Annotated in this window: 18 protein-coding genes; 8 read left to right on the top strand and 10 right to left on the bottom strand. The window is 70.2% G+C overall.

All coding sequences use genetic code 11. The features are described from left to right. The first annotated feature begins 34 nt into the window (after window positions 1–34). Window positions 35–1,078 (top strand): LLM class flavin-dependent oxidoreductase, encoded by a 1,044-nt coding sequence (locus ACIP89_RS12780; protein ID WP_402114790.1) that lies wholly within the window; start codon window positions 35–37, stop codon window positions 1,076–1,078. Between the two features lie 123 nt (window positions 1,079–1,201). On the opposite strand, the gene ACIP89_RS12785 is transcribed toward ACIP89_RS12780, so the two are convergent. Next, entirely contained in the window at window positions 1,202–1,594 is a 393-nt protein-coding gene (locus ACIP89_RS12785) for an SCO5389 family protein (RefSeq protein ID WP_401920362.1), read from the bottom strand. Window positions 1,595–1,857: 263 nt separating this feature from the next. On the opposite strand from ACIP89_RS12785, the gene nucS reads away from it, so the two are divergent. Further along, the gene (gene nucS, locus ACIP89_RS12790) at window positions 1,858–2,529 is read left to right on the top strand and encodes an endonuclease NucS (protein WP_024490851.1); all 672 of its coding nucleotides are present in this window, start codon (window positions 1,858–1,860) and stop codon (window positions 2,527–2,529) included. A gap of 136 nt (window positions 2,530–2,665) precedes the next feature. Here nucS and ACIP89_RS12795 read toward each other — a convergent pair whose 3' ends face one another. From ACIP89_RS12795 to ACIP89_RS12810, 4 genes are all read right to left on the bottom strand, one after another. After that, window positions 2,666–5,143 (bottom strand): ATP-binding protein, encoded by a 2,478-nt coding sequence (locus ACIP89_RS12795; RefSeq protein ID WP_402114792.1) that lies wholly within the window; start codon window positions 5,141–5,143, stop codon window positions 2,666–2,668. 239 nt (window positions 5,144–5,382) lie between these two features. Continuing rightward, on the bottom strand, window positions 5,383–5,706 hold the full coding sequence (locus tag ACIP89_RS12800) for an STAS domain-containing protein (RefSeq protein WP_018102617.1): 324 nt from the start codon (window positions 5,704–5,706) through the stop codon (window positions 5,383–5,385). 237 nt (window positions 5,707–5,943) lie between these two features. Further along, the gene (locus tag ACIP89_RS12805) at window positions 5,944–6,792 is read right to left on the bottom strand and encodes a 3-hydroxyacyl-CoA dehydrogenase family protein (RefSeq protein ID WP_401921046.1); all 849 of its coding nucleotides are present in this window, start codon (window positions 6,790–6,792) and stop codon (window positions 5,944–5,946) included. 129 nt (window positions 6,793–6,921) lie between these two features. Beyond that, the gene (locus ACIP89_RS12810) at window positions 6,922–7,563 is read right to left on the bottom strand and encodes a TetR/AcrR family transcriptional regulator (protein WP_401920368.1); all 642 of its coding nucleotides are present in this window, start codon (window positions 7,561–7,563) and stop codon (window positions 6,922–6,924) included. Between the two features lie 82 nt (window positions 7,564–7,645). On the opposite strand from ACIP89_RS12810, the gene ACIP89_RS12815 reads away from it, so the two are divergent. From ACIP89_RS12815 to ACIP89_RS12825, 3 genes are read left to right on the top strand one after another with little or no spacing between them, the layout of a single operon-like run. Further along, entirely contained in the window at window positions 7,646–8,425 is a 780-nt protein-coding gene (locus ACIP89_RS12815) for an ABC transporter ATP-binding protein (RefSeq protein ID WP_402114794.1), read from the top strand. 12 nt (window positions 8,426–8,437) lie between these two features. Then, window positions 8,438–9,187, top strand: a complete 750-nt coding sequence (locus ACIP89_RS12820; protein ID WP_401920373.1) for an ABC transporter permease — start codon at window positions 8,438–8,440, stop codon at window positions 9,185–9,187. A gap of 13 nt (window positions 9,188–9,200) precedes the next feature. Beyond that, window positions 9,201–9,773, top strand: coding sequence for a cob(I)yrinic acid a,c-diamide adenosyltransferase (locus tag ACIP89_RS12825; RefSeq protein ID WP_401920376.1), 573 nt, complete (start codon window positions 9,201–9,203; stop codon window positions 9,771–9,773). 88 nt (window positions 9,774–9,861) lie between these two features. Here the strand turns inward: ACIP89_RS12825 and ACIP89_RS12830 are convergent, their stop codons facing one another. Next, a complete protein-coding gene (locus ACIP89_RS12830; protein WP_402114795.1) occupies window positions 9,862–10,479 on the bottom strand; it encodes a hypothetical protein in 618 nt (205 codons plus the stop codon). Window positions 10,480–10,630: 151 nt separating this feature from the next. Here ACIP89_RS12830 and ACIP89_RS12835 point away from each other — a divergent pair, with 151 nt between their 5' ends. The 3 genes from ACIP89_RS12835 (at window position 10,631) to ACIP89_RS12845 (ending at window position 14,534) form a co-directional block, all read left to right on the top strand. Next, the gene (locus ACIP89_RS12835; protein WP_402114797.1) at window positions 10,631–11,827 is read left to right on the top strand and encodes a sensor histidine kinase; all 1,197 of its coding nucleotides are present in this window, start codon (window positions 10,631–10,633) and stop codon (window positions 11,825–11,827) included. Then, window positions 11,824–12,471, top strand: a complete 648-nt coding sequence (locus ACIP89_RS12840) for a response regulator (protein WP_401920383.1) — start codon at window positions 11,824–11,826, stop codon at window positions 12,469–12,471. The genes ACIP89_RS12835 and ACIP89_RS12840 overlap by 4 nt, the downstream gene beginning before the upstream one ends. A 179-nt stretch (window positions 12,472–12,650) precedes the next feature. Beyond that, window positions 12,651–14,534 carry a glycosyl hydrolase family 18 protein gene (locus ACIP89_RS12845; protein WP_401927937.1) on the top strand — a complete coding sequence of 628 codons (1,884 nt, stop codon included), beginning with the start codon at window positions 12,651–12,653 and terminating at the stop codon, window positions 14,532–14,534. A 205-nt stretch (window positions 14,535–14,739) separates the two neighbouring features. Here the strand turns inward: ACIP89_RS12845 and ACIP89_RS12850 are convergent, their stop codons facing one another. The 4 genes from ACIP89_RS12850 to ACIP89_RS12865 all read right to left on the bottom strand — a co-directional run bounded on the left by ACIP89_RS12850 (window position 14,740) and on the right by ACIP89_RS12865 (window position 18,167). Further along, window positions 14,740–15,186, bottom strand: coding sequence for a DUF2550 domain-containing protein (locus ACIP89_RS12850; RefSeq protein ID WP_037777657.1), 447 nt, complete (start codon window positions 15,184–15,186; stop codon window positions 14,740–14,742). A gap of 140 nt (window positions 15,187–15,326) precedes the next feature. Continuing rightward, the gene (locus ACIP89_RS12855) at window positions 15,327–15,701 is read right to left on the bottom strand and encodes a F0F1 ATP synthase subunit epsilon (protein ID WP_401920387.1); all 375 of its coding nucleotides are present in this window, start codon (window positions 15,699–15,701) and stop codon (window positions 15,327–15,329) included. A 109-nt stretch (window positions 15,702–15,810) separates the two neighbouring features. Further along, on the bottom strand, window positions 15,811–17,253 hold the full coding sequence (gene atpD / locus ACIP89_RS12860) for a F0F1 ATP synthase subunit beta (RefSeq protein WP_401920389.1): 1,443 nt from the start codon (window positions 17,251–17,253) through the stop codon (window positions 15,811–15,813). Continuing rightward, complete coding sequence (locus tag ACIP89_RS12865) at window positions 17,253–18,167, bottom strand: F0F1 ATP synthase subunit gamma (protein ID WP_401920391.1); 915 nt, start codon at window positions 18,165–18,167, stop codon at window positions 17,253–17,255. The genes atpD and ACIP89_RS12865 overlap by 1 nt, the downstream gene beginning before the upstream one ends. Between the last annotated feature and the right edge of the window lie 2 nt (window positions 18,168–18,169).

The following is an 18,169-nucleotide window of genomic DNA, read 5'->3' on the forward strand; positions in this document are numbered from 1 at the left end:
GAGAGCCGCGTCGGCCGCAAGGAGGCAATAGGCGATGCGTGTGGGAACGTTCGTACTGGCAGCCCAGTTCCCGGGACAGGGACCGGCGGAAGCGCTGCATCGCGCGATCCGGTCCGCCGAGGTCGCGGAGGAGTCCGGACTCGACTCGGTCTGGCTGGCAGAACATCATTTCGTGCCGTACGGGGTCTGCCCGTCCGCGGTGACACTGGCCGCACTGCTGCTCGGCCGCACCCGCAGAATCCGGGTGGGCACGGCGGTGAGCGTGCTCCCGACGCAGCATCCCGTCGCGCTCGGCGAGCAGGCCGCGCTGCTCCACCTCACCAGCGGCGGCCGGTTCATCCTGGGTGTCGGCCGGGGCGGTCCCTGGATCGACCTGGAGGTGTTCGGCGGCGGCCTGGAGGCCTACGAGAGGGGCTTCCCGGAGTCCCTGGGGCTGCTGCTCGACTGGCTGCGCGAACCGCGCGTGGCGGGCCGCGGGGAGCGTTACGCCTTCCCCGAGGTGGCGGTGGTCCCCCGGGCCGACGAACTGTACGAGCAGGAGAACGGGGGGAACCCCGGCGGTCCCGAGGTGGTCGTCGCGTGCACCTCGCCGAAGAGCGTGCGGCTCGCGGCCGAGAACGGCCTGCCGATGCTGCTCGGCATGCACTGCGGGGACGAGGAGAAGGCCGAGATGGTCGGCCTCTGGCGGACCGCCGCGCTGGCCGCGGGCCGGTCGCCGGAGAGCGTGCGGGCGGCCGGGCACGTGTCGGCGGGGGTGGCCCAGATCGGGGACCGCGCGGAGGACGCCACCGAGACGCTTGTGAAGGCGATGCCCGGCTGGCTGCGGCAGGGCCTGGACGCCCATGTCACGGTCGACGGCCGGCACCGGGTGATGCGCGACCCGGTCGGCTATACGGAGATGCTGTGCGGCCTTCACCCGGTGGGTCCGCCCCGGCTCGCGGCGGACCGGCTCGCGGCCACGACGGAGCGCACCGGCATCACGCGCTTCGCGCTCCTGGTCGAGGGCTCGGGAGATCTGGTGGCCACGGAGGAGAACGTAGCGCGACTGGGCACTGAGGTGCTGCCGCTCCTGACATGACCGCCGGAAACCGCACTCCCGGTGCGAGAGGGTCCGGCTCCTGTGGGGCGGCTCCTCTGCGAACGAAAGCTGCCGCCCCGGACCAGTGGCACCTCCCGCGGCCCGGAGCGGCAACAACGACGTTCAGCAGTCCCGTAGTTCGGGCGACTGGTTGAGCAACTGGCCCCTCACCGAGGTGAACTTGGCCAGCCGGTCGTCGGCCGAGGCGTCCAGCGGGAACACCGCGACGCGGTGGCAGTTCTGGAATGCCAGACGCACTCCGAAGTGCCGCTGCAGCGCGCCGCGGATCGCATCACTTGCGAGTGCGCGCAGCAACTGGCCGCGCGCCTGCTCGCTGGGCGGCGGGGTCTGGTTGTCGGCGAACTCGCCGCCGTCGACCTTCAGCTGAGCCACCAGCGAGCTGATCATCTCCCACGCGAAGGGCAGGGAGGTCCGGACGCAGTCGACGAAGTCGGCTTCGTCGACCTCGCCTCGCTCGGCCTGTTCCAACAGCGCCGGTGAGACGTCGAGCGACATGGGTTCTCCTCTCGCGACCCCGGCAGAGTGCCGGGGCCTTACGGGCAGGGAAGGAGGACGGCGACGCAGCGTGCACAGACGGCGACCTCCTGCATCCACGGTAAGGGTGCAGTCCGGGCCGCACCAGGAGATTGGGAACACAACCGGCCAATAACGAAGGGGTCCAAAGACGGACAAGCCAGATTCGGTCAGGTAGGGGCGGGGATGGAGTGACGGGTGGGTGAATCGCGTCGACCGCCTGTCGTCGAGTAGCGTTGCCCACCATGCGTCTCGTCATCGCCCGCTGCTCCGTGGACTACGCGGGCCGGCTCACGGCCCACCTGCCCTCCGCTCCCCGTCTGATCCTGGTGAAGGCGGACGGGAGCGTCTCGATCCACGCCGACGACAGGGCGTACAAACCGCTCAACTGGATGTCACCGCCCTGCACCCTGAAGGAGGGCGCCGGCGACACCGAGGGCGTCTGGACCGTGGTGAACAAGGCGGGCGAAAAACTGATCATCACCATGGAGGAAATCCTCCATGACTCGTCCCACGAACTGGGTGTCGATCCCGGTCTGATCAAGGACGGCGTGGAGGCACACCTCCAGGAGCTGCTCGCTGACCGGATCGAGACCCTCGGCGAGGGCTACACGCTGATCCGCCGTGAGTACTTCACCGCCATCGGCCCGGTCGACATCCTGTGCCGCGACGCCGACGGCGGGACCGTGGCCGTCGAGCTGAAGCGACGGGGCGACATCGACGGCGTGGAGCAGCTGACCCGCTACCTGGAGCTGCTCAACCGCGATCCGCATCTCGCCCCGGTGAAGGGCATCTTCGCCGCCCAGGAGATCAAGCCCCAGGCCCGCGTACTGGCGACGGACCGGGGGATCGGCTGCGTGGTCCTCGACTACAACGCGATGCGCGGCATCGAGGACGACAAACTCCGCCTGTTCTGACCCCGGGACACCCCGCCGGACGAGCGCACACACCAAGCCCGTCCGGCGATTGAGGACAAGGCGCCAGCAGCGGGCGCCCCGCTCCCGCGTCCGCGTCCGCTTCCGTTCCGCTCAGACCCGTCCGCTTCCGTTCCGCTCAGACCACCGACGGGCTCTCCGACGGCACGCCGGCCCCCTCCGCACTCGCGGTCATCGTCCCCGAGGGCCCACTCGCCGAGTCCGACGAATCGGGATCGCTCGGCTCCGTCTCGGGGTCCGTGGGCGACGGCGACTCACTCGCCGGCGGAGTGGACGTGCTCGGCGACTCGCTCACCGGCGGCGGATCCGACTCCGGCGGCTCGGACGACTGGGACGACGTACCGGTCGGGCTCGGCCCGTCGCTCGACGGCTTCCCCGAGGAGGACGGGCTGCCCTCAGAGGCGCTGGACCCCGGGGACGAACTCCCGCTCCCGGTCGGCGCGGACCCGGTGCCCGTCGGCCCCGGCGTCGACGACGTGGAGCTCGTCGCCGGGGAGGACGGAACCGTCCGGCCCGTCGGCTCCTCGGCCGGGACCTCGTCCTCGACGTCGTCGTCCTGGCTCACCGACTGCTCGGTCGAGACGGCGGGGTCGTCCCGCGAATCGCTGTTGGACGTCAGCCCGAGCGTCACCACCGTGCCGAGGACCCCCGCCAGCAGCACACCCGCCCCCGCGGCGACCAGATTGCGGCGCGCCCCGCCCAGCACCGCGAGGCGGCCCGCGGCCCCCTTCGGAGCGATCTGCCGGGACAGGACGGTGGCGGCGCCATCCGCGTACGGCGCCGGCGGGGTGACCGGTATGACGGACGTCGTGGCACCGGACGGCGTCGCCTCGAAGCGGCTCGCCGGCGCTTCCGCGTCCACCGGCACCTGCCCGGCCGCCGCGGCGCCGGAGAGGTCCTCGACCAGCGCGAGCGCCCGGCGCCCGGCCACGGCCCCCGGCTTGTCGGCGAGCGCCCCGCGCATGCTGATGGAGGTCTCCAGCTCGGCCCTGGCCCGGTCCGGATGACCGGCGCAGAGCGCGAGTACGCCCAACTCGTGGTGGAAGTAGGCCTCTTCGGCCACCTCGCCGGCGATCCGGGCCGCCTCCTGGCCGATCCGCAGGGACTTCTCCCAGGCGCTCCAGTGCAGCCCCGCCGCGAAGGCGGGCGAGGCGCTGCGGGCCAGCAGTACGGCGGCGCTCGTCTGCCCGGCCCCGTCCCCCGGCACCAGTTGGGTCATCGCCGCGAGGATCGCGTCGGCCTCCGCGACCGTCCGGGCCGGGGTGACCGAGGGGTGGCCGGCCCACCAGGCGTAGTGCTGGGCGGCCGTACGGGCCCGGACCGTGGCGTCGTCCCCGTATCCGGCGGCCGTCAGCTGGGCGAGCACCCCGGCGGCCAGCCGGTAGCGGGACCCGGCCGGGGAGAGCAGCCCGCAGCCGGCCAGCTCCCCGAGCGCGGCATCGGCGTGGGTGTCCCCCACGAGTGCGGGCAGATGCGCCTGGTGCGGCACCTCGCCGCCCAGCGCGACCGCGAAGCGCAGGGTGTCGCGTGCGGCTTCGCTGAGCCGGGAGGCGAGCAGCGCGGCGGGCGCGGCGCCCTCCCCGAGGCTGGGCAGCGGCAGTTCGAGGGGTTCGGCCGGCGGCGGCTCCTCCGCACCCGGCCGGCTGTCGAGGTAGCCGTACTCGTCGTACGCGGTGGGGTCGGCGCGCAGCAGATCGCGCTGGCGCAGCAGGGCGCCCGCCTGGACGAAGCGCAGCGGGAGGCCCTCGGACTCGAACCAGAGGTCGCCCGCCCAGTTGGCCTCCTCCTCGGTGAGCGGCCGTTCGACCACCCGCTCCATCAGGACGACAGAGGCGTCGCGGTCGAGCCCGGTGAGGAAGACCTCTTCGAGGTGGGAGTCCGGGTCCGGCGCGGCGACGTCGGGTGTCACGGCGAGCAGGAAGGCGCATTCGGGCGTCGCGTCGAACAGTTCGTCCAGCGCGGCGCCGCCGAGCTCCAGGTCGTCCAGGACGACGACGGCGCCGGTGGTGCGCAGCTTCTCCAGCAGCAGCGCCCGGTCAGGGCGGTGCAGCGGTGCGTCATGGACGGCGTCGAAGAGCCCGTACAGCAGGTCGGTGACGGTCCGCTTGTGGCCGTTGAGCCGGACGACTCCGTCCGGTGCGAGTTGCGCGCAGTCCGCGGCGACCGCTTCGAGGAGCGCGGTTCGGCCGGATCCGGCCGGTCCGGTGAGCCGTACCGAGCGTCCGCGGGCCAGCAGGCGCACCAGCCGCTCGCGTTCCTCCGCGCGCTCCAGGAGGGGCAGCTGGAGGACGGGGGGTCCGGGCGGCACGGGGGGTGCGGCGGCGCGTTCGCGGTCCGCGCGCTCCGCCGGGGTGCGCCGGACCGGCTCCGCGGGGTGCTCGCCCGGCCGGACCGGTTCGACCTCGCTGCCGTCGACCGGGTTGACCGTGAGCAGGAGGCTGCCCGATATGAGCTGGACGATCCGTGCCTGTTGCGGTGTTTGCTGACCGAAATCGGGCGTCAGCGGATCGCGGGAGGGACGCCGGCGGCCGGTGTCCTGCGCGGAGCCGTTGCTGTCGTGGCCGTACTCTTCCGGCCCCCGGTGTGTCGGGTCCATCGCCAAAGCCCCCAAGACGCGTCGAGCACGGTTGTCCCTCCCGGCCTCGCACGTCCAGCTGTTGCTTCCGGTCCGGTGTCAGCCAGGTGGGTCCGTCAATCGGCAGACGGCCGAACCCTAAACCTCCGCACAGTATCTACGAACATCCGGGGTGCCGTGGAGCCCGGCAGATCACGGTCTCGTGAGGATTGTGCGGAATCGGCCGCGGGGCGCGGACGGGTGTCCGCCGCCGGGTGCCTTCAGACACGCGGCAGGGATTCCGCCGCGATTCCGCCCTCGATGGCCAGGATGCGGTGCAGTCGGGTGGCCACCAGAAGTCGTTGCATCTGCGGCGGCACCCCGCGGAGCACCAGCCGCCGGCCGGCCCGGCCGGCCCGTCTGTGCGCGCCCATGATGACACCGAGTCCGGTGGCATCCCATGAATCCAGCTCGGTCAGGTCCAGCACCAGATCGCCGACTCCGTCGTCGAGGGCCGAGTGCAGGACCGTACGGGCGTCCGCCGCGCTTCGGACGTCGAGGCGGCCCCCGACGACCAGCTCGGCGTGGTCGCCCCTGATGTGCATATGCGCTCCCCTGGAATGCTCCGTAGCAAGGTCCGTCTGTCTGAAACTGCCTCTGCCCCAACTGACTGCGACAGCGACAGGGAAGTTGCCGTCTGTAAGCGAACCGATACCGAATTCACTCCGTGGAGTGAATCGGGTCCGCCGTGGATCCCCTGTGGATCCACTGGTCCGGAGGGTGACCCCGGTGGCCTCCGGGCCTGATTGACGGCGGATCAGGCACCGGAGGACCAGAAACGATCAGTAGGTGTAAAAACCTTGCCCGCTCTTGCGGCCGATGTCACCTGCATCGACCATCCGGCGCATCAGCTCCGGAGCGGCGAACTTCTCGTCCTGGGACTCGGTGTAGATGTTGCCGGTGGCGTGCAGCAGGATGTCGACGCCGGTCAGGTCCGCGGTGGCGAGCGGGCCCATGGCGTGGCCGAAACCGAGCTTGCAGGCGATGTCGATGTCCTCGGCCGAGGCGACGCCCGATTCGTACAGCTTGGCTGCCTCGACGACCAGGGCCGAGATCAGCCGGGTGGTGACGAATCCGGCCACGTCGCGGTTGACCACGATGCAGGTCTTGCCGACCGACTCGGCGAACTCGCGTGCGGTGGCCAGGGTTTCGTCGCTCGTCTTGTAGCCGCGTACCAGCTCGCAGAGCTGCATCATCGGGACCGGCGAGAAGAAGTGCACACCGACGACGCGCTCCGGGCGCTCGGTCACGGCCGCGATCTTGGTGATCGGGATGGCGGAGGTGTTGGAGGCGAGTACGGCGTCGTCCCGGACGATTCCGTCGAGGGCCCGGAAGATCTCGTGCTTCACCTCCAGCTTCTCGAAGACGGCCTCGACGACGACGTCCGCGTCCGCGACCGCGTCGAGGTCGGTGGTGGTGGTGATGCGGGCGAGCGCGGCCTCGGCGTCGGCCGCGGCGAGCTTGTCCTTGGAGACGAACTTGTCGTAGGAGGCCTTGATGCCGTCACGGCCCCGGTTCAGGGCCGCGTCGGTGACATCCCGCAGCACGACGTCCCAGCCCGCCTGGGCGGAGACCTGCGCGATGCCGGACCCCATGAGTCCGGCTCCGATGACGGCGAGCTTCCTGGCCACGTTGACACCCCTGCTTCCGTACGGCTTCTGTTCCATGCCCTCCGGCGGAGGTTAGTCCCCGACGGGGGCGCTGGGGCTGCGAAGAGATGCGCGTCACGTCTCAAATGACGGACATCACACCGGGATGCGTCATTCGGCGGCGCGCCGGGCGTAGTTGAGCACCTTTTCGCCCAGCAGGTCCTCGATGTCGTCGAGCAGGACGAGGGCGTCCCTGGACACCTCGGCGGCCCTGCGGCCCGCGACCATCTCGCGTCCGATGTACCCCATGAGCGTGCTGTGCACCCAGGAGAGCTGACCGGCCACCAGGACCGGGACCGGGTCACCGGGCTCCGCGCCCGACTCCTCCAGGAGCGTCTCCTCCAGACGCAGGAGGGCCTCCTGCTGGACGTGCCAGAGGCGGGCCTTGAGGCCGTCGGCGCCCTGGATGACCCGCATGAAGCTCTCGTACCCCTCCATGAGGCCGACGGCGGGCGACACGCCCTCCACCTGGATGCGCAGTTCGCGCAGGACGGCGTCGGCGGCGGACTCGCCCCTGTCCCGGCCCCGGACGTACCGCGAGAGCCGGTCGACGATGCCGCTGCTGCGGTCCAGGAAGAGGTCCTCCTTGGTCGGGAAGTAGTTGTAGACCGTGTTCACCGAGACGTCGGCGGCACGGGCGACCTCCGCGACGGTGACCGCGTCGAAGCCCCGTTCCAGGAAGAGACCGGTGGCCACGTCCGAGAGGTGCTGTCTGGTCTGGCGCTTCTTGCGCTCCCTGAGTCCCTCAGCCATGGACCCATCGTAGAGCTCGACTGGAGGCCCTGAATATTTGGTGCCATTGCAATTTTTCATTCACTCTGTTTTTGTGGTCGCTATGCCAATCATCAGCACGGCCGGGCTCGCCCGGACCTTCGACACCAAGGCAGGCCCGGTCCGGGCCGTAAGCTCCGTCGATCTGACCGTGGCGGCCGGCGAGATCGTCGGACTGCTCGGCCCGAACGGAGCCGGCAAGACCACCACGCTGCGCATGCTCACCACGCTGCTCGCCCCCACCGGCGGCGCCGCCACCGTCGCCGGCCACGACCTCCTCGCGGACCCGGCCGGGGTACGGGAGAACTGCGGGTACGTCGCCCAGTCCGGCGGGGTGGACCCGCACATCACGGTGCGGGAGGAGCTGGTCACCCAGGGCCGGATGTACCGGCTCCGCAAGGCCGCGGCGGTCGCCCGCGCCGACGAGCTGGCCGGGGAGCTGGGCCTGTCGGAGCTGCTCGACCGCAGAACGGCCGCGCTCTCCGGGGGCCAGCGGCGACGGCTCGACATCGCGATGGGGCTCGCCCACCGGCCGCCGCTGCTCTTCCTCGACGAGCCGACCACCGGCCTGGACCCGGGCAGCCGCACCGATCTGTGGAACCTGGTGCGGCGGCTGCGCGACGAGTACGGCACCACCGTCGTGCTCACCACCCACTACCTCGACGAGGCGGACGCCCTCGCCGACCGGCTGGTGGTGATCGACGGCGGCGTGGTGGCCGCGCAGGGCACGCCGGCCGAGCTGAAGACCCGTCACGCGGGCTCCCCCGCCGCCTCGCTCCAGGAGGCCTTCCTCGCGATCACCGGCCGCGCACCCGCGGCCGAGACCGCTCCCGTCACCGTCTAGGAACCGGACCCGATGCTTCTCCACGACACCGCACTGGTCTTCGGGCGGTACGCCCGGCAGACCCTGCGCTCGAAGTTCCAGATCCTCTTCGGCATCCTCATGCCCCTGCTGTACCTGCTCCTCTTCGGCCCGCTGCTCACCGGGCTGCCGCTCGGCGGCTCCGGTGACTCCTGGCAGATCCTGGTCCCCGGCCTGCTGCTCCAGCTCGGCCTGTTCGGCGCCTCGTTCTGCGGGTTCGCCATCATCATCGACAAATCGACCGGGGTGGTGGAGCGGATGCGGGTGACGCCGGTCAGCCGGCCGGCGCTGCTGCTGGGACGGGTGCTGCGGGACACCCTGCTGTTCCTGTTCCAGGCGGTGCTGCTGGTGCTGGCCGCCCTGGCCATGGGCCTGCGCGCACCGCTCCCCGGCGTGCTGATCGGCTTCGCGTTCACCGGTCTGCTGACGGTCTCGCTGGCCTCGCTCTCGTACGCCCTGGCCATGAGGGTGAACACACCGCAGGAGTTCGGCCCGGTGATCAACTCGCTCACCATGCCGGCCATGCTGCTCTCCGGCCTGATGCTGCCGATGACCCTGGGGCCGGCGTGGCTGGACGTGCTCTCCCACTTCACGCCGTTCCGCTATCTCGTGGACGCGGTACGGGACGCGTACGTCGGCTCGTACGCCACCGCGCACATGCTGTACGGGGTGCTGGTCGCCCTCGGACTCGCGGCGCTCGCCGTGACAGTGGGCACACGCGTCTTCCGGAGGGCCGGGGCCTAACTAGGCTGACCGCATGGTCAATCTGACGCGCATCTACACCCGCACCGGCGACCAGGGCACCACCGCCCTCGGCGACATGAGCCGGACCGCCAAGACCGATCTGCGGATCTCCGCGTACGCCGACACCAACGAGGCCAACGCGGTCATCGGTACGGCGATCGCGCTGGGGCAACTGAGCGACGACGTCGTGAAGGTCCTCGTCCGCGTGCAGAACGACCTGTTCGACGTGGGCGCCGACCTGTCGACGCCGGTCGTCGAGGAGCCGAAGTACCCGCCGCTGCGGGTGGAGCAGTTCTACATCGACAAGCTGGAGGCGGACTGCGACCACTTCCTGGAGCAGGTCGAGAAGCTCCGCAGCTTCATCCTGCCGGGCGGCACTCCGGGCGCCGCCCTGCTGCACCAGGCGTGCACGGTCGTCCGGCGCGCCGAGCGCTCCACCTGGGCGGCGTTCGAGGTGCACGGCGAGGTGATGAACGCCCTGACGGCGACGTATCTCAACCGGCTCTCCGACCTGCTGTTCATCCTCGCCCGGGTGGCGAACAAGGAGGTCGGCGACGTGCTGTGGGTGCCGGGCGGCGAACGCTAGAGCGACGCGCCCGCCCGGCACCTGCCAGGCCTCCCGCACCTCCGGCCCGTCCCGCACCCCGAGCCCGTCCGGCGATCGAGGCAAGACCTCATCCGGGCGGGCCCGACACCTTCTTCGTGTCCTGCTCCCGCTCCTGCTGCTGCTCCCGCTCCTGCTCCTGCTCCTGCTCCCGACCGGGGCCCCGCTTCGGGAACACCGTGTAGCTCGCCGCGATCACCAGGTTGATCCCGATCACGAACAGCATCGTCTGCTGCCAGGACCGCAGCGACGCCACGTCCCCGTCTCCTCCCACGTACCAGACCGCCCCCTGGAGCAGCGCCAGCGCCGTCACGGCGGCCAGCGTCCACCGCCCGGCCACCCGCCACTCGTGCACCGCCCGCGCCATCCCGTACTTCGGCGGCTTCACCGGTGGCGGTCCGCCCGCGAAGCGGTGGGCGACGCGGGCGTCGACCCAGCGGATCGTGGAGTGGCCGAGACCCACCGTGAAGCCGATGTACACGGCGGCCAGCCCGTGCTTCCAGTCCGGAACGGCACCGTTCTTCAGGTCGACGGCCGTCACCACCAGCAGGATCACCTCCAGCAGCGGCTCGCACAGCAGTACCGCGGCACCGAGCCGCGGCTTCTTCGCCACGTACCGCAGCGTGAGTCCCCCGGCCAGCAGCACCCAGAAGGCGATCTCGCAGAGAACGATCAGTGTGACGATCACGGTCCCGCTCCTTTCTCTCCCCTCCAGCGTCCCCGCCCCGGCGCCCCCGGTCGTCGCCCGGAGTGACGAACCGCCGCTGCATACTTCGATGTACTCGCGGCTCACTCCCCGTACGGACGTCCACCGGCGGCCCGCCGTGTTGGATGGAAGGGTGCTCATCCATTCCCGCCCCCACCGCGACGACATCCTCATCGCGGTCACCGGCCTGCTCGGCGGTCTGGTGCTGTGGCTGCTCGGCCTGCACATGCAGAACGACCGCCCCCTGGACGCCCCCGGGATCGAGCTGGTCCCGCTCGCCGTGATGGCGTCGCTGGCACTGCTGCGCCGGAGCGCGCCGCAGACCGCCCTGGTCATCGGCACCCTGGCACTGGTCATGGACCAGTTCACGGCCGGGAACCTGGCGACCGTGCTGCTGTACACCGACGTCATGTACGCCGCCGTGCTCTACGGCAGCCCGGCGGCCGCCCGGCGCATCCCGGTGACCACCCTGCTGATCACGGTCACCGTCACGGTCGGCTTCCTGGCCTGGTTCCGCAGCGCAGAGGCCCTGCTCATCGGCATCGTCACCGGACTGGTCTCGTTCGTGCCCGCGCTCACCGGAGTCAGTGTCCGCAACCACCGCGACGCCGCCGAGACCGAGCGGCTGCGCGCCGATCAGACGGCTCTGCTGGCCGAGATGGACCGGGCGCAGGCGGTGACCGCGGAGCGCACCCGGATGGCGCGCGAGCTGCACGACATGGTGGCCAACCACCTCTCCGCGATCGCCATCCACTCCACCGCCGCGCTCTCCATCGACGATCCGGAGACGTCCCGGAACGCCCTGGGCGTCATCCGGGAGAACAGCGTCGACGGTCTGGCCGAAATGCGCCGCCTGATCGGGCTGCTGCGCACCGGCGCGGCGGATCCCGGACCCAGCGCCTCGCCCACGCTCGGCTCGCTGGACGCCCTGATCGAGCAGCACCGTACGAACGCCGCCTCCAGCGGGCTGACGTGCGTGCTGGAGGACTCCCGCAGCGGAACCGGTCCCCTGCCCGCGCCGGTCGAGCTGGCCGCGTACCGGATCGTGCAGGAGTCCCTCACGAACGCGCTCAAGCACGCCGGGCCGGGGCCGGTCACGGTCCGGCTGGGCCAGCCGGGGCGGCTGCTGACGGTGGAGGTCACCAGCGTCCTCGGGAGCCGGCCCGGTCCGCGCGCGCCCGGCGCCGGGGCCGGGCTGACCGGGATGCGGGAGCGGGTGGCGCTGCTCGGCGGGGAGTTCGAGGCGGGCCCGGTGTCCACCGGGAACGGGACGGAGATCTGGCGTGTGCGGGCCGAACTGCCCGTCGGGGAAGGAAGCGTGAGGGCATGAGCATCCGGGTTCTGGTGGCCGAGGACCAGTCGGCGGTGCGTGCGGGGCTGGTGCTCATCCTGGGCAGCGCGCCGGACATCGAGGTCGTCGGGGAGGCCGGCGACGGGGAGGCGGCGGTGCGGCTGGCCCGTGAACTGCGCCCCGATCTGGTGTTGATGGACCTCCAGATGCCCAGACTCGACGGGGTGTCCGCGACGCGCCAGGTGGTCTCGGAGGGGCTGGCGGATGTGCTGGTGCTGACGACCTTCGACCTGGACGAGTACGTCTTCGGCGCGCTGCGGGCCGGGGCGTCGGGCTTCCTGCTGAAGGACACCGAGGCGCAGGGTCTGCTCGAAGCGGTCCGCACCGTGGCGCGGGGCGAGGGCATGATCGCCCCGGGGGTGACGCGCCGGCTGATCGCGGAGTTCGCGGGTGCCACCGCCGCGCCGCCGGACACCGTGGACCGGGCGGTGCTGGATTCCCTCACCCGGCGCGAGCGCGAGGTGCTGGGCTGCCTCGGCGAGGGGTTGTCGAACGCGGAGGTCGCGGTGCGGCTGTCGATGGCGGAGGCGACGGTGAAGACGCACGTCAGCAGGGTGCTGGGGAAGCTGGGGCTGCGCAGTCGGGTCCAGGCGGCGGTGCTGGCACAGGAGTTGGGCATCTGAGGTTTACTCCGGCGGGACCCCGTTCTTTGGTCCAGACCTCTTGACGATTGGTCCAGACCTTCTTAATCTCACCGAACACACTGCGGTGAGTACGACATGACAAAGCGTACTCAGGGCGGCGCAGGGTTTGCAGTCGACGGACCATCCCCGTTTGTCCGGACCTCACCCCAGGAGCACCGTTGAGCACTGAGACCCCCCGCCGGACCCGATTCAGACTCGGGGCCGGGAAAGCCACCAGATCAAGAGCCGTCGCGGGCCTCACCGCACTGCTCCTCCCGCTCGCCGCGATGGTCGGCATGGCCTCCCCGGCCCAGGCAGCCACCTCGGCGACCGCCACCTACGTGAAGAAGTCCGACTGGGGCAACGGCTTCGAGGGCCAGTGGACGGTGAAGAACACCGGCACCACCGCCCTCAGCTCCTGGACCATCGAATGGGACTTCCCGGCCGGCACCGGTGTCGGTTCCGCCTGGGACGCCACCGTCACCAGCTCCGGAAACCACTGGACCGCCAAGAACCTCGGCTGGAACGGCACGGTCGCGCCGGGCGCCAGCGTCTCCTTCGGCTTCAACGGCACCGGCTCCGGTTCCGGCGCCGCCACCAACTGCAAGCTGAACGGCGCCTCCTGCGACGGCGGCAGCGTGCCCGGCGACAACGCCCCCTCCGCGCCCGGCACCCCCACCGCCAGCGCCATCACCAACACGTCCGCGAAGCTGAGCTGGAGCGCGGCCACCGACGACCACGGCATCAAGAACTACGACGTCCTGCGGGACGGCGCGGTCGTCGCCACGGTCACCGGCACCACGTACACCAACACCGGTCTCACCGCCGGCACCGACTACTCGTACACCGTGCGGGCCCGCGACACCGCCGACCAGACCGGTCCGGCCAGCGGCGCGGTCAAGGTGCACACCACCGGCGGCGGCACCGACCCCGGCACCCCGGGCACCGGCGACAAGGTCAACCTGGGCTACTTCGCGGAGTGGGGCGTCTACGGCCGCAACTACCACGTGAAGAACCTGGACACCTCCGGTTCGGCCGCGAAGATCACCCACATCAACTACGCCTTCGGCAACGTGACCGGCGGCAAGTGTGCGATCGGTGACTCCTACGCCGACTACGACAAGGCCTACACCGCCGACCAGTCGGTCGACGGCGTCGCGGACACCTGGGACCAGCCGCTGCGCGGCAGCTTCAACCAGCTCCGCAAGCTCAAGGCCAAGTACCCGAACATCAAGATCCTCTGGTCGTTCGGCGGCTGGACCTGGTCCGGCGGCTTCGGCCAGGCGGCCCAGAACCCCGCCGCGTTCGCCCAGTCCTGCTACGACCTGGTGGAGGACCCCCGCTGGGCCGATGTCTTCGACGGCATCGACATCGACTGGGAGTACCCCAACGCCTGTGGTCTGACCTGTGACACCAGCGGCCCGGCCGCGCTGAAGTCGCTCACGTCCGCGCTGCGCACCAAGTTCGGCAGCAACAACCTGGTGACCGCCGCCATCACGGCCGACGGCTCCGAGGGCGGCAAGATCGACGTCGCCGACTACGCGGGCGCCGCACAGTCGCTGAACTGGTACAACGTGATGACGTACGACTTCTTCGGCGCCTGGGACGCGAAGGGCCCGACGGCTCCGCACTCCCCGCTCACCCCGTACACCGGCATCCCGAAGGCCGGCTTCAGCTCCTCCGAGGCCATCGCCAAGCTGAAGGCCCAGGGCGTCCCCGCCTCGAAGCTGCTGCTCGGCATCGGCTTCTACGGCCGCGGCTGGACCGGCGTCACCCAGGACGCGCCCGGCGGCACCGCCACCGGCGCCGCCCCGGGCACGTACGAGGCGGGCATCGAGGACTACAAGGTCCTCAAGAACAGCTGCCCCGCCACCGGCACCATCGCCGGTACCGCCTACGCGCACTGCGGCACCAACTGGTGGAGCTACGACACCCCGGCCACCATCTCGTCCAAGATGACCTGGGCGAAGAACCAGGGCCTGGGAGGCGCGTTCTTCTGGGAGTTCAGCGGGGACACCAGCAACGGTGAACTCGTGAGCGCGATGAACAGCGGCCTCAAGTAGTCACCGCCGCTCCGCATCCCGCGTAACCCCGAAAAGCACCGGGGAGACAGGTCCGCCCCCTGTCTCCCCGGTTTTCGTTTCCGTACGCGCGGCGCTCGCCACGTTCACCTCCCCGGACTTCGTCCGGGCAAGGCCGCTGTCCAGGCCACGTTCACCCTCCCCCGGACTTCGTCCGGGAGGTGCCCCCTTCGAGCGAGGCCCCTGTTCAGGCCACGTTGACTCGCTGGCCGGGCGGTGCCGCCTCCAGCCAGGCGAGGAAACCGGTCAGCGCGTCCTCGCTCATCGCCAGCTCCAGGCGGGTCTCACGGTGGAGACAGCCGAGCACGATGGCGTCGGAGAGGAGCGCGAGCTCCTCCTCGCCCTCCGGCATCCGGCGGGCGACGACCTCGATCGCGGAACGCTCCAGCACCCGGCGCGGACGCGGGGAGTAGCTGAAGACCCGGAACCAGTTCACCTTGTCGCCGCTGTACCGGGCGACCCCGTACACCCAGCCCTTGCCCGAGAGATCGGGCTCCACGGGCACATTCCAGCGCAGGCTGCAGTCGAAGGTCCCGCCGGAGCGCTGAATCAGCCGCCGGCGCAGACCGAAGACGAAGAGACCAACCGCGACCAGTGCGACGACCAGCCCGCCCACCCACAGCGCGAGGAACATCTCCACCGACCTCCTCGCGTCGTCGAGTAAACGGATACCGCCCGAACTTCACCTGCACCTGCATCGCCTCAGCCGCGACACGGTCTGGAGAGGTCTCCAGCTCGGGCCGCGGCTGAGGGTAAAGACGTTTCGCGGGGTGGCTAGTGCACCGCCACCGCACGCAGTCGCACATCGGCGCGACGCTCGGCGGCGCCGTCCGTGTCCGACTTCGCACGCTCCAGCGCACGCTCCGCGCGCTCGACATCGATCTCGTCCGCCAGCTCGGCGATCTCCGCCAGCAGCGAGAGCTTGTTGTCCGCGAACGAGATGAAACCGCCGTGCACCGCGGCGATGACAGTGGAGCCATCGCTCGTACGGATCGTCACCGGGCCCGATTCCAGCACACCCAGAAGCGGCTGGTGACCGGGCATGACGCCGATGTCGCCGGACGTGGTGCGCGCGACGACCAGGGAGGCCTCGCCGGACCAGACACTACGGTCCGCCGCGACCAGCTCGACGTGCAGCTCAGCAGCCAAGGGTGGCTCCTCGGGTCACCACCCGGCGGTCATGCCGGGTGTTGGGTCAATTCTACGGGGCGTGGTGAGGGGGACGGGACGCGCCCGTCCCCCTCGGTGAGCCGGAGGCTCAGGAGACGCCGAGCTCCTTGGCGTTGGCCTTGAGGTCCTCAATGCCACCGCACATGAAGAACGCCTGCTCGGGGAAGTGGTCGTACTCACCGTCGGCGATCGCGTTGAACGCGGCGATCGACTCGTCGAGCGGAACGTCCGAACCGTCCACGCCGGTGAACTGCTTGGCGACGTGGGTGTTCTGCGACAGGAAGCGCTCGATGCGACGGGCGCGGAAGACGGTGAGCTTGTCCTCCTCGCCGAGCTCGTCCATTCCGAGAATGGCGATGATGTCCTGGAGGTCCTTGTACTTCTGAAGGATTCCCTTGACCCGCATGGCGGTGTCGTAGTGGTCCTTCGCGATGTAGCGGGGGTCCAGGATCCGGGACGTGGAGTCCAGCGGGTCCACGGCCGGGTAGATGCCCTTCTCGGAGATCGGACGGGAGAGAACCGTCGTCGCGTCGAGGTGGGCGAAGGTGGTGGCCGGAGCCGGGTCGGTCAGGTCGTCCGCGGGGACGTAGATCGCCTGCATCGAGGTGATCGAGTGACCACGGGTCGACGTGATGCGCTCCTGGAGGAGACCCATCTCGTCGGCCAGGTTCGGCTGGTAACCCACCGCGGACGGCATACGGCCGAGCAGGGTGGACACCTCGGAGCCGGCCTGGGTGTACCGGAAGATGTTGTCGATGAAGAAGAGCACGTCCTGCTTCATCACATCGCGGAAGTACTCCGCCATGGTCAGACCGGCCAGCGCGACCCGCAGACGGGTGCCCGGCGGCTCGTCCATCTGACCGAAGACAAGCGCCGTCTTGTCGATGACGCCGGACTCGGCCATCTCCTCGATGAGGTCGTTGCCCTCACGGGTACGCTCACCGACGCCCGCGAACACCGACACACCGTCGTGGTTGTTGGCGACGCGGTAGATCATTTCCTGGATCAGAACGGTCTTGCCGACACCGGCACCACCGAACAGACCGATCTTTCCACCCTTGACGTACGGGGTGAGAAGGTCGATGACCTTGACGCCGGTCTCGAACATCTCGGTCTTCGACTCAAGCTGGTCGAAGGCCGGGGCCTTGCGGTGGATGGGCCAGCGCTCGGTGACCTCGGCCTCGGCCTCGGGCTTGTTCAGGATCTGACCGAGGGTGTTGAACACCTTGCCCTTGGTCATCTCACCGACCGGCACCGTGATGCCGTTGCCCGTGTCCGTCACCGGGGCCTGGCGGACCAGACCGTCGGTGGGCTGCATCGAGATGGCACGGATCACGCCGTCGCCGAGGTGCTGGGCGACCTCAAGCGTCAGGACCTTGATCTTGCCGTCCTCGGCCGGGTCGGCCACCTCGACGGTCAGCGCGTTGTAGATCTCCGGCATCGCGTCGACGGGGAACTCCACGTCGACGACCGGGCCGATGACCCGGGCGACGCGGCCCGTGGCAACGGCCGTCTCAACTGTGGTCGTCATTACTTGTCACTCCCCGCGGTCGCGTCGGCCAGCGCACTGGCACCACCGACGATCTCGCTGATTTCCTGGGTGATTTCGGCCTGGCGGGCCGCGTTGGCAAGCCGGGAGAGGCTCTTGACGAGCTCCCCGGCGTTGTCGGTGGCCGACTTCATCGCGCGGCGGCGGGCAGCGTGCTCGGAAGCAGCGGCCTGCAACAGCGCGTTGTAGATCCGGCTCTCGACGTACCGCGGAAGCAGGGCGTCCAGGACGTCCTCCGCCGACGGCTCGAAGTCGAACAGCGGCAGGATCTCTCCCTTGCCGTCCTCGTCCTTCGTGAGGTCGAGACTGAGCGGCAGCATCCGGTTGTCCACCGGGTTCTGCGTCATCATCGAGACGAACTCGGTGAAGACGATGTGCAGCTCGTCCACGCCGCCCTCGGCGGTCTCCTTGGTGACCGCCTCGATCATCGGGGCGGCCGCCCGCTTCGCATCCGCGTACGTCGGGCTGTCGGTGAAGCCGGTCCACGACTCCGTGACCTTGCGCTCGCGGAAGTTGTAGTAGGCGACACCCTTGCGGCCGATCACATACGTGTCGACCTCCTTGCCCTCACCGCGCAGCCGCTCGGTCAGCTGCTCCGCGGCCTTGATGGCGTTGGAGGAGTAACCGCCGGCCAGACCGCGGTCGCTCGTGACGAGCAGGATCGCGGCCCGTGCCGGGGTCTCGGCCTCGGTGGTCAGCGGGTGCTTGGTGGTGGAGCCGGTCGCCACCGCGGTGACCGCACGATTCAGCTCGGTGGCATACGGCATCGAGGCCGCCACCTTGCGCTGCGCCTTGACGATGCGCGAGGCGGCGATCATCTCCATCGCCTTGGTGATCTTCTTCGTGGCGGTGACGGAGCGGATGCGGCGCTTGTAAACGCGAAGCTGAGCGCCCATCT

It is taken from the genome of Streptomyces sp. NPDC088730 (assembly GCF_044751215.1).
Classification (GTDB): domain Bacteria; phylum Actinomycetota; class Actinomycetes; order Streptomycetales; family Streptomycetaceae; genus Streptomyces.

What these genes read in the sequence shown, in the direction of transcription:
- ACIP89_RS12810 (WP_401920368.1), bottom strand. Translation starts at nt 7,563, where the DNA reads ATGGCTGAGGGACTCAGGGAGCGCAAGAAGCGCCAGACCAGACAGCAC.
- ACIP89_RS12840 (WP_401920383.1), top strand. Translation starts at nt 11,824, where the DNA reads ATGAGCATCCGGGTTCTGGTGGCCGAGGACCAGTCGGCGGTGCGTGCG.
- ACIP89_RS12780 (WP_402114790.1), top strand. Translation starts at nt 35, where the DNA reads ATGCGTGTGGGAACGTTCGTACTGGCAGCCCAGTTCCCGGGACAGGGA.
- atpD (WP_401920389.1), bottom strand. Translation starts at nt 17,253, where the DNA reads ATGACGACCACAGTTGAGACGGCCGTTGCCACGGGCCGCGTCGCCCGG.
- ACIP89_RS12850 (WP_037777657.1), bottom strand. Translation starts at nt 15,186, where the DNA reads ATGTTCCTCGCGCTGTGGGTGGGCGGGCTGGTCGTCGCACTGGTCGCG.
- ACIP89_RS12865 (WP_401920391.1), bottom strand. Translation starts at nt 18,167, where the DNA reads ATGGGCGCTCAGCTTCGCGTTTACAAGCGCCGCATCCGCTCCGTCACC.
- ACIP89_RS12825 (WP_401920376.1), top strand. Translation starts at nt 9,201, where the DNA reads ATGGTCAATCTGACGCGCATCTACACCCGCACCGGCGACCAGGGCACC.
- nucS (WP_024490851.1), top strand. Translation starts at nt 1,858, where the DNA reads ATGCGTCTCGTCATCGCCCGCTGCTCCGTGGACTACGCGGGCCGGCTC.
- ACIP89_RS12820 (WP_401920373.1), top strand. Translation starts at nt 8,438, where the DNA reads ATGCTTCTCCACGACACCGCACTGGTCTTCGGGCGGTACGCCCGGCAG.
- ACIP89_RS12795 (WP_402114792.1), bottom strand. Translation starts at nt 5,143, where the DNA reads ATGGACCCGACACACCGGGGGCCGGAAGAGTACGGCCACGACAGCAAC.
- ACIP89_RS12785 (WP_401920362.1), bottom strand. Translation starts at nt 1,594, where the DNA reads ATGTCGCTCGACGTCTCACCGGCGCTGTTGGAACAGGCCGAGCGAGGC.
- ACIP89_RS12815 (WP_402114794.1), top strand. Translation starts at nt 7,646, where the DNA reads ATGCCAATCATCAGCACGGCCGGGCTCGCCCGGACCTTCGACACCAAG.
- ACIP89_RS12800 (WP_018102617.1), bottom strand. Translation starts at nt 5,706, where the DNA reads ATGCACATCAGGGGCGACCACGCCGAGCTGGTCGTCGGGGGCCGCCTC.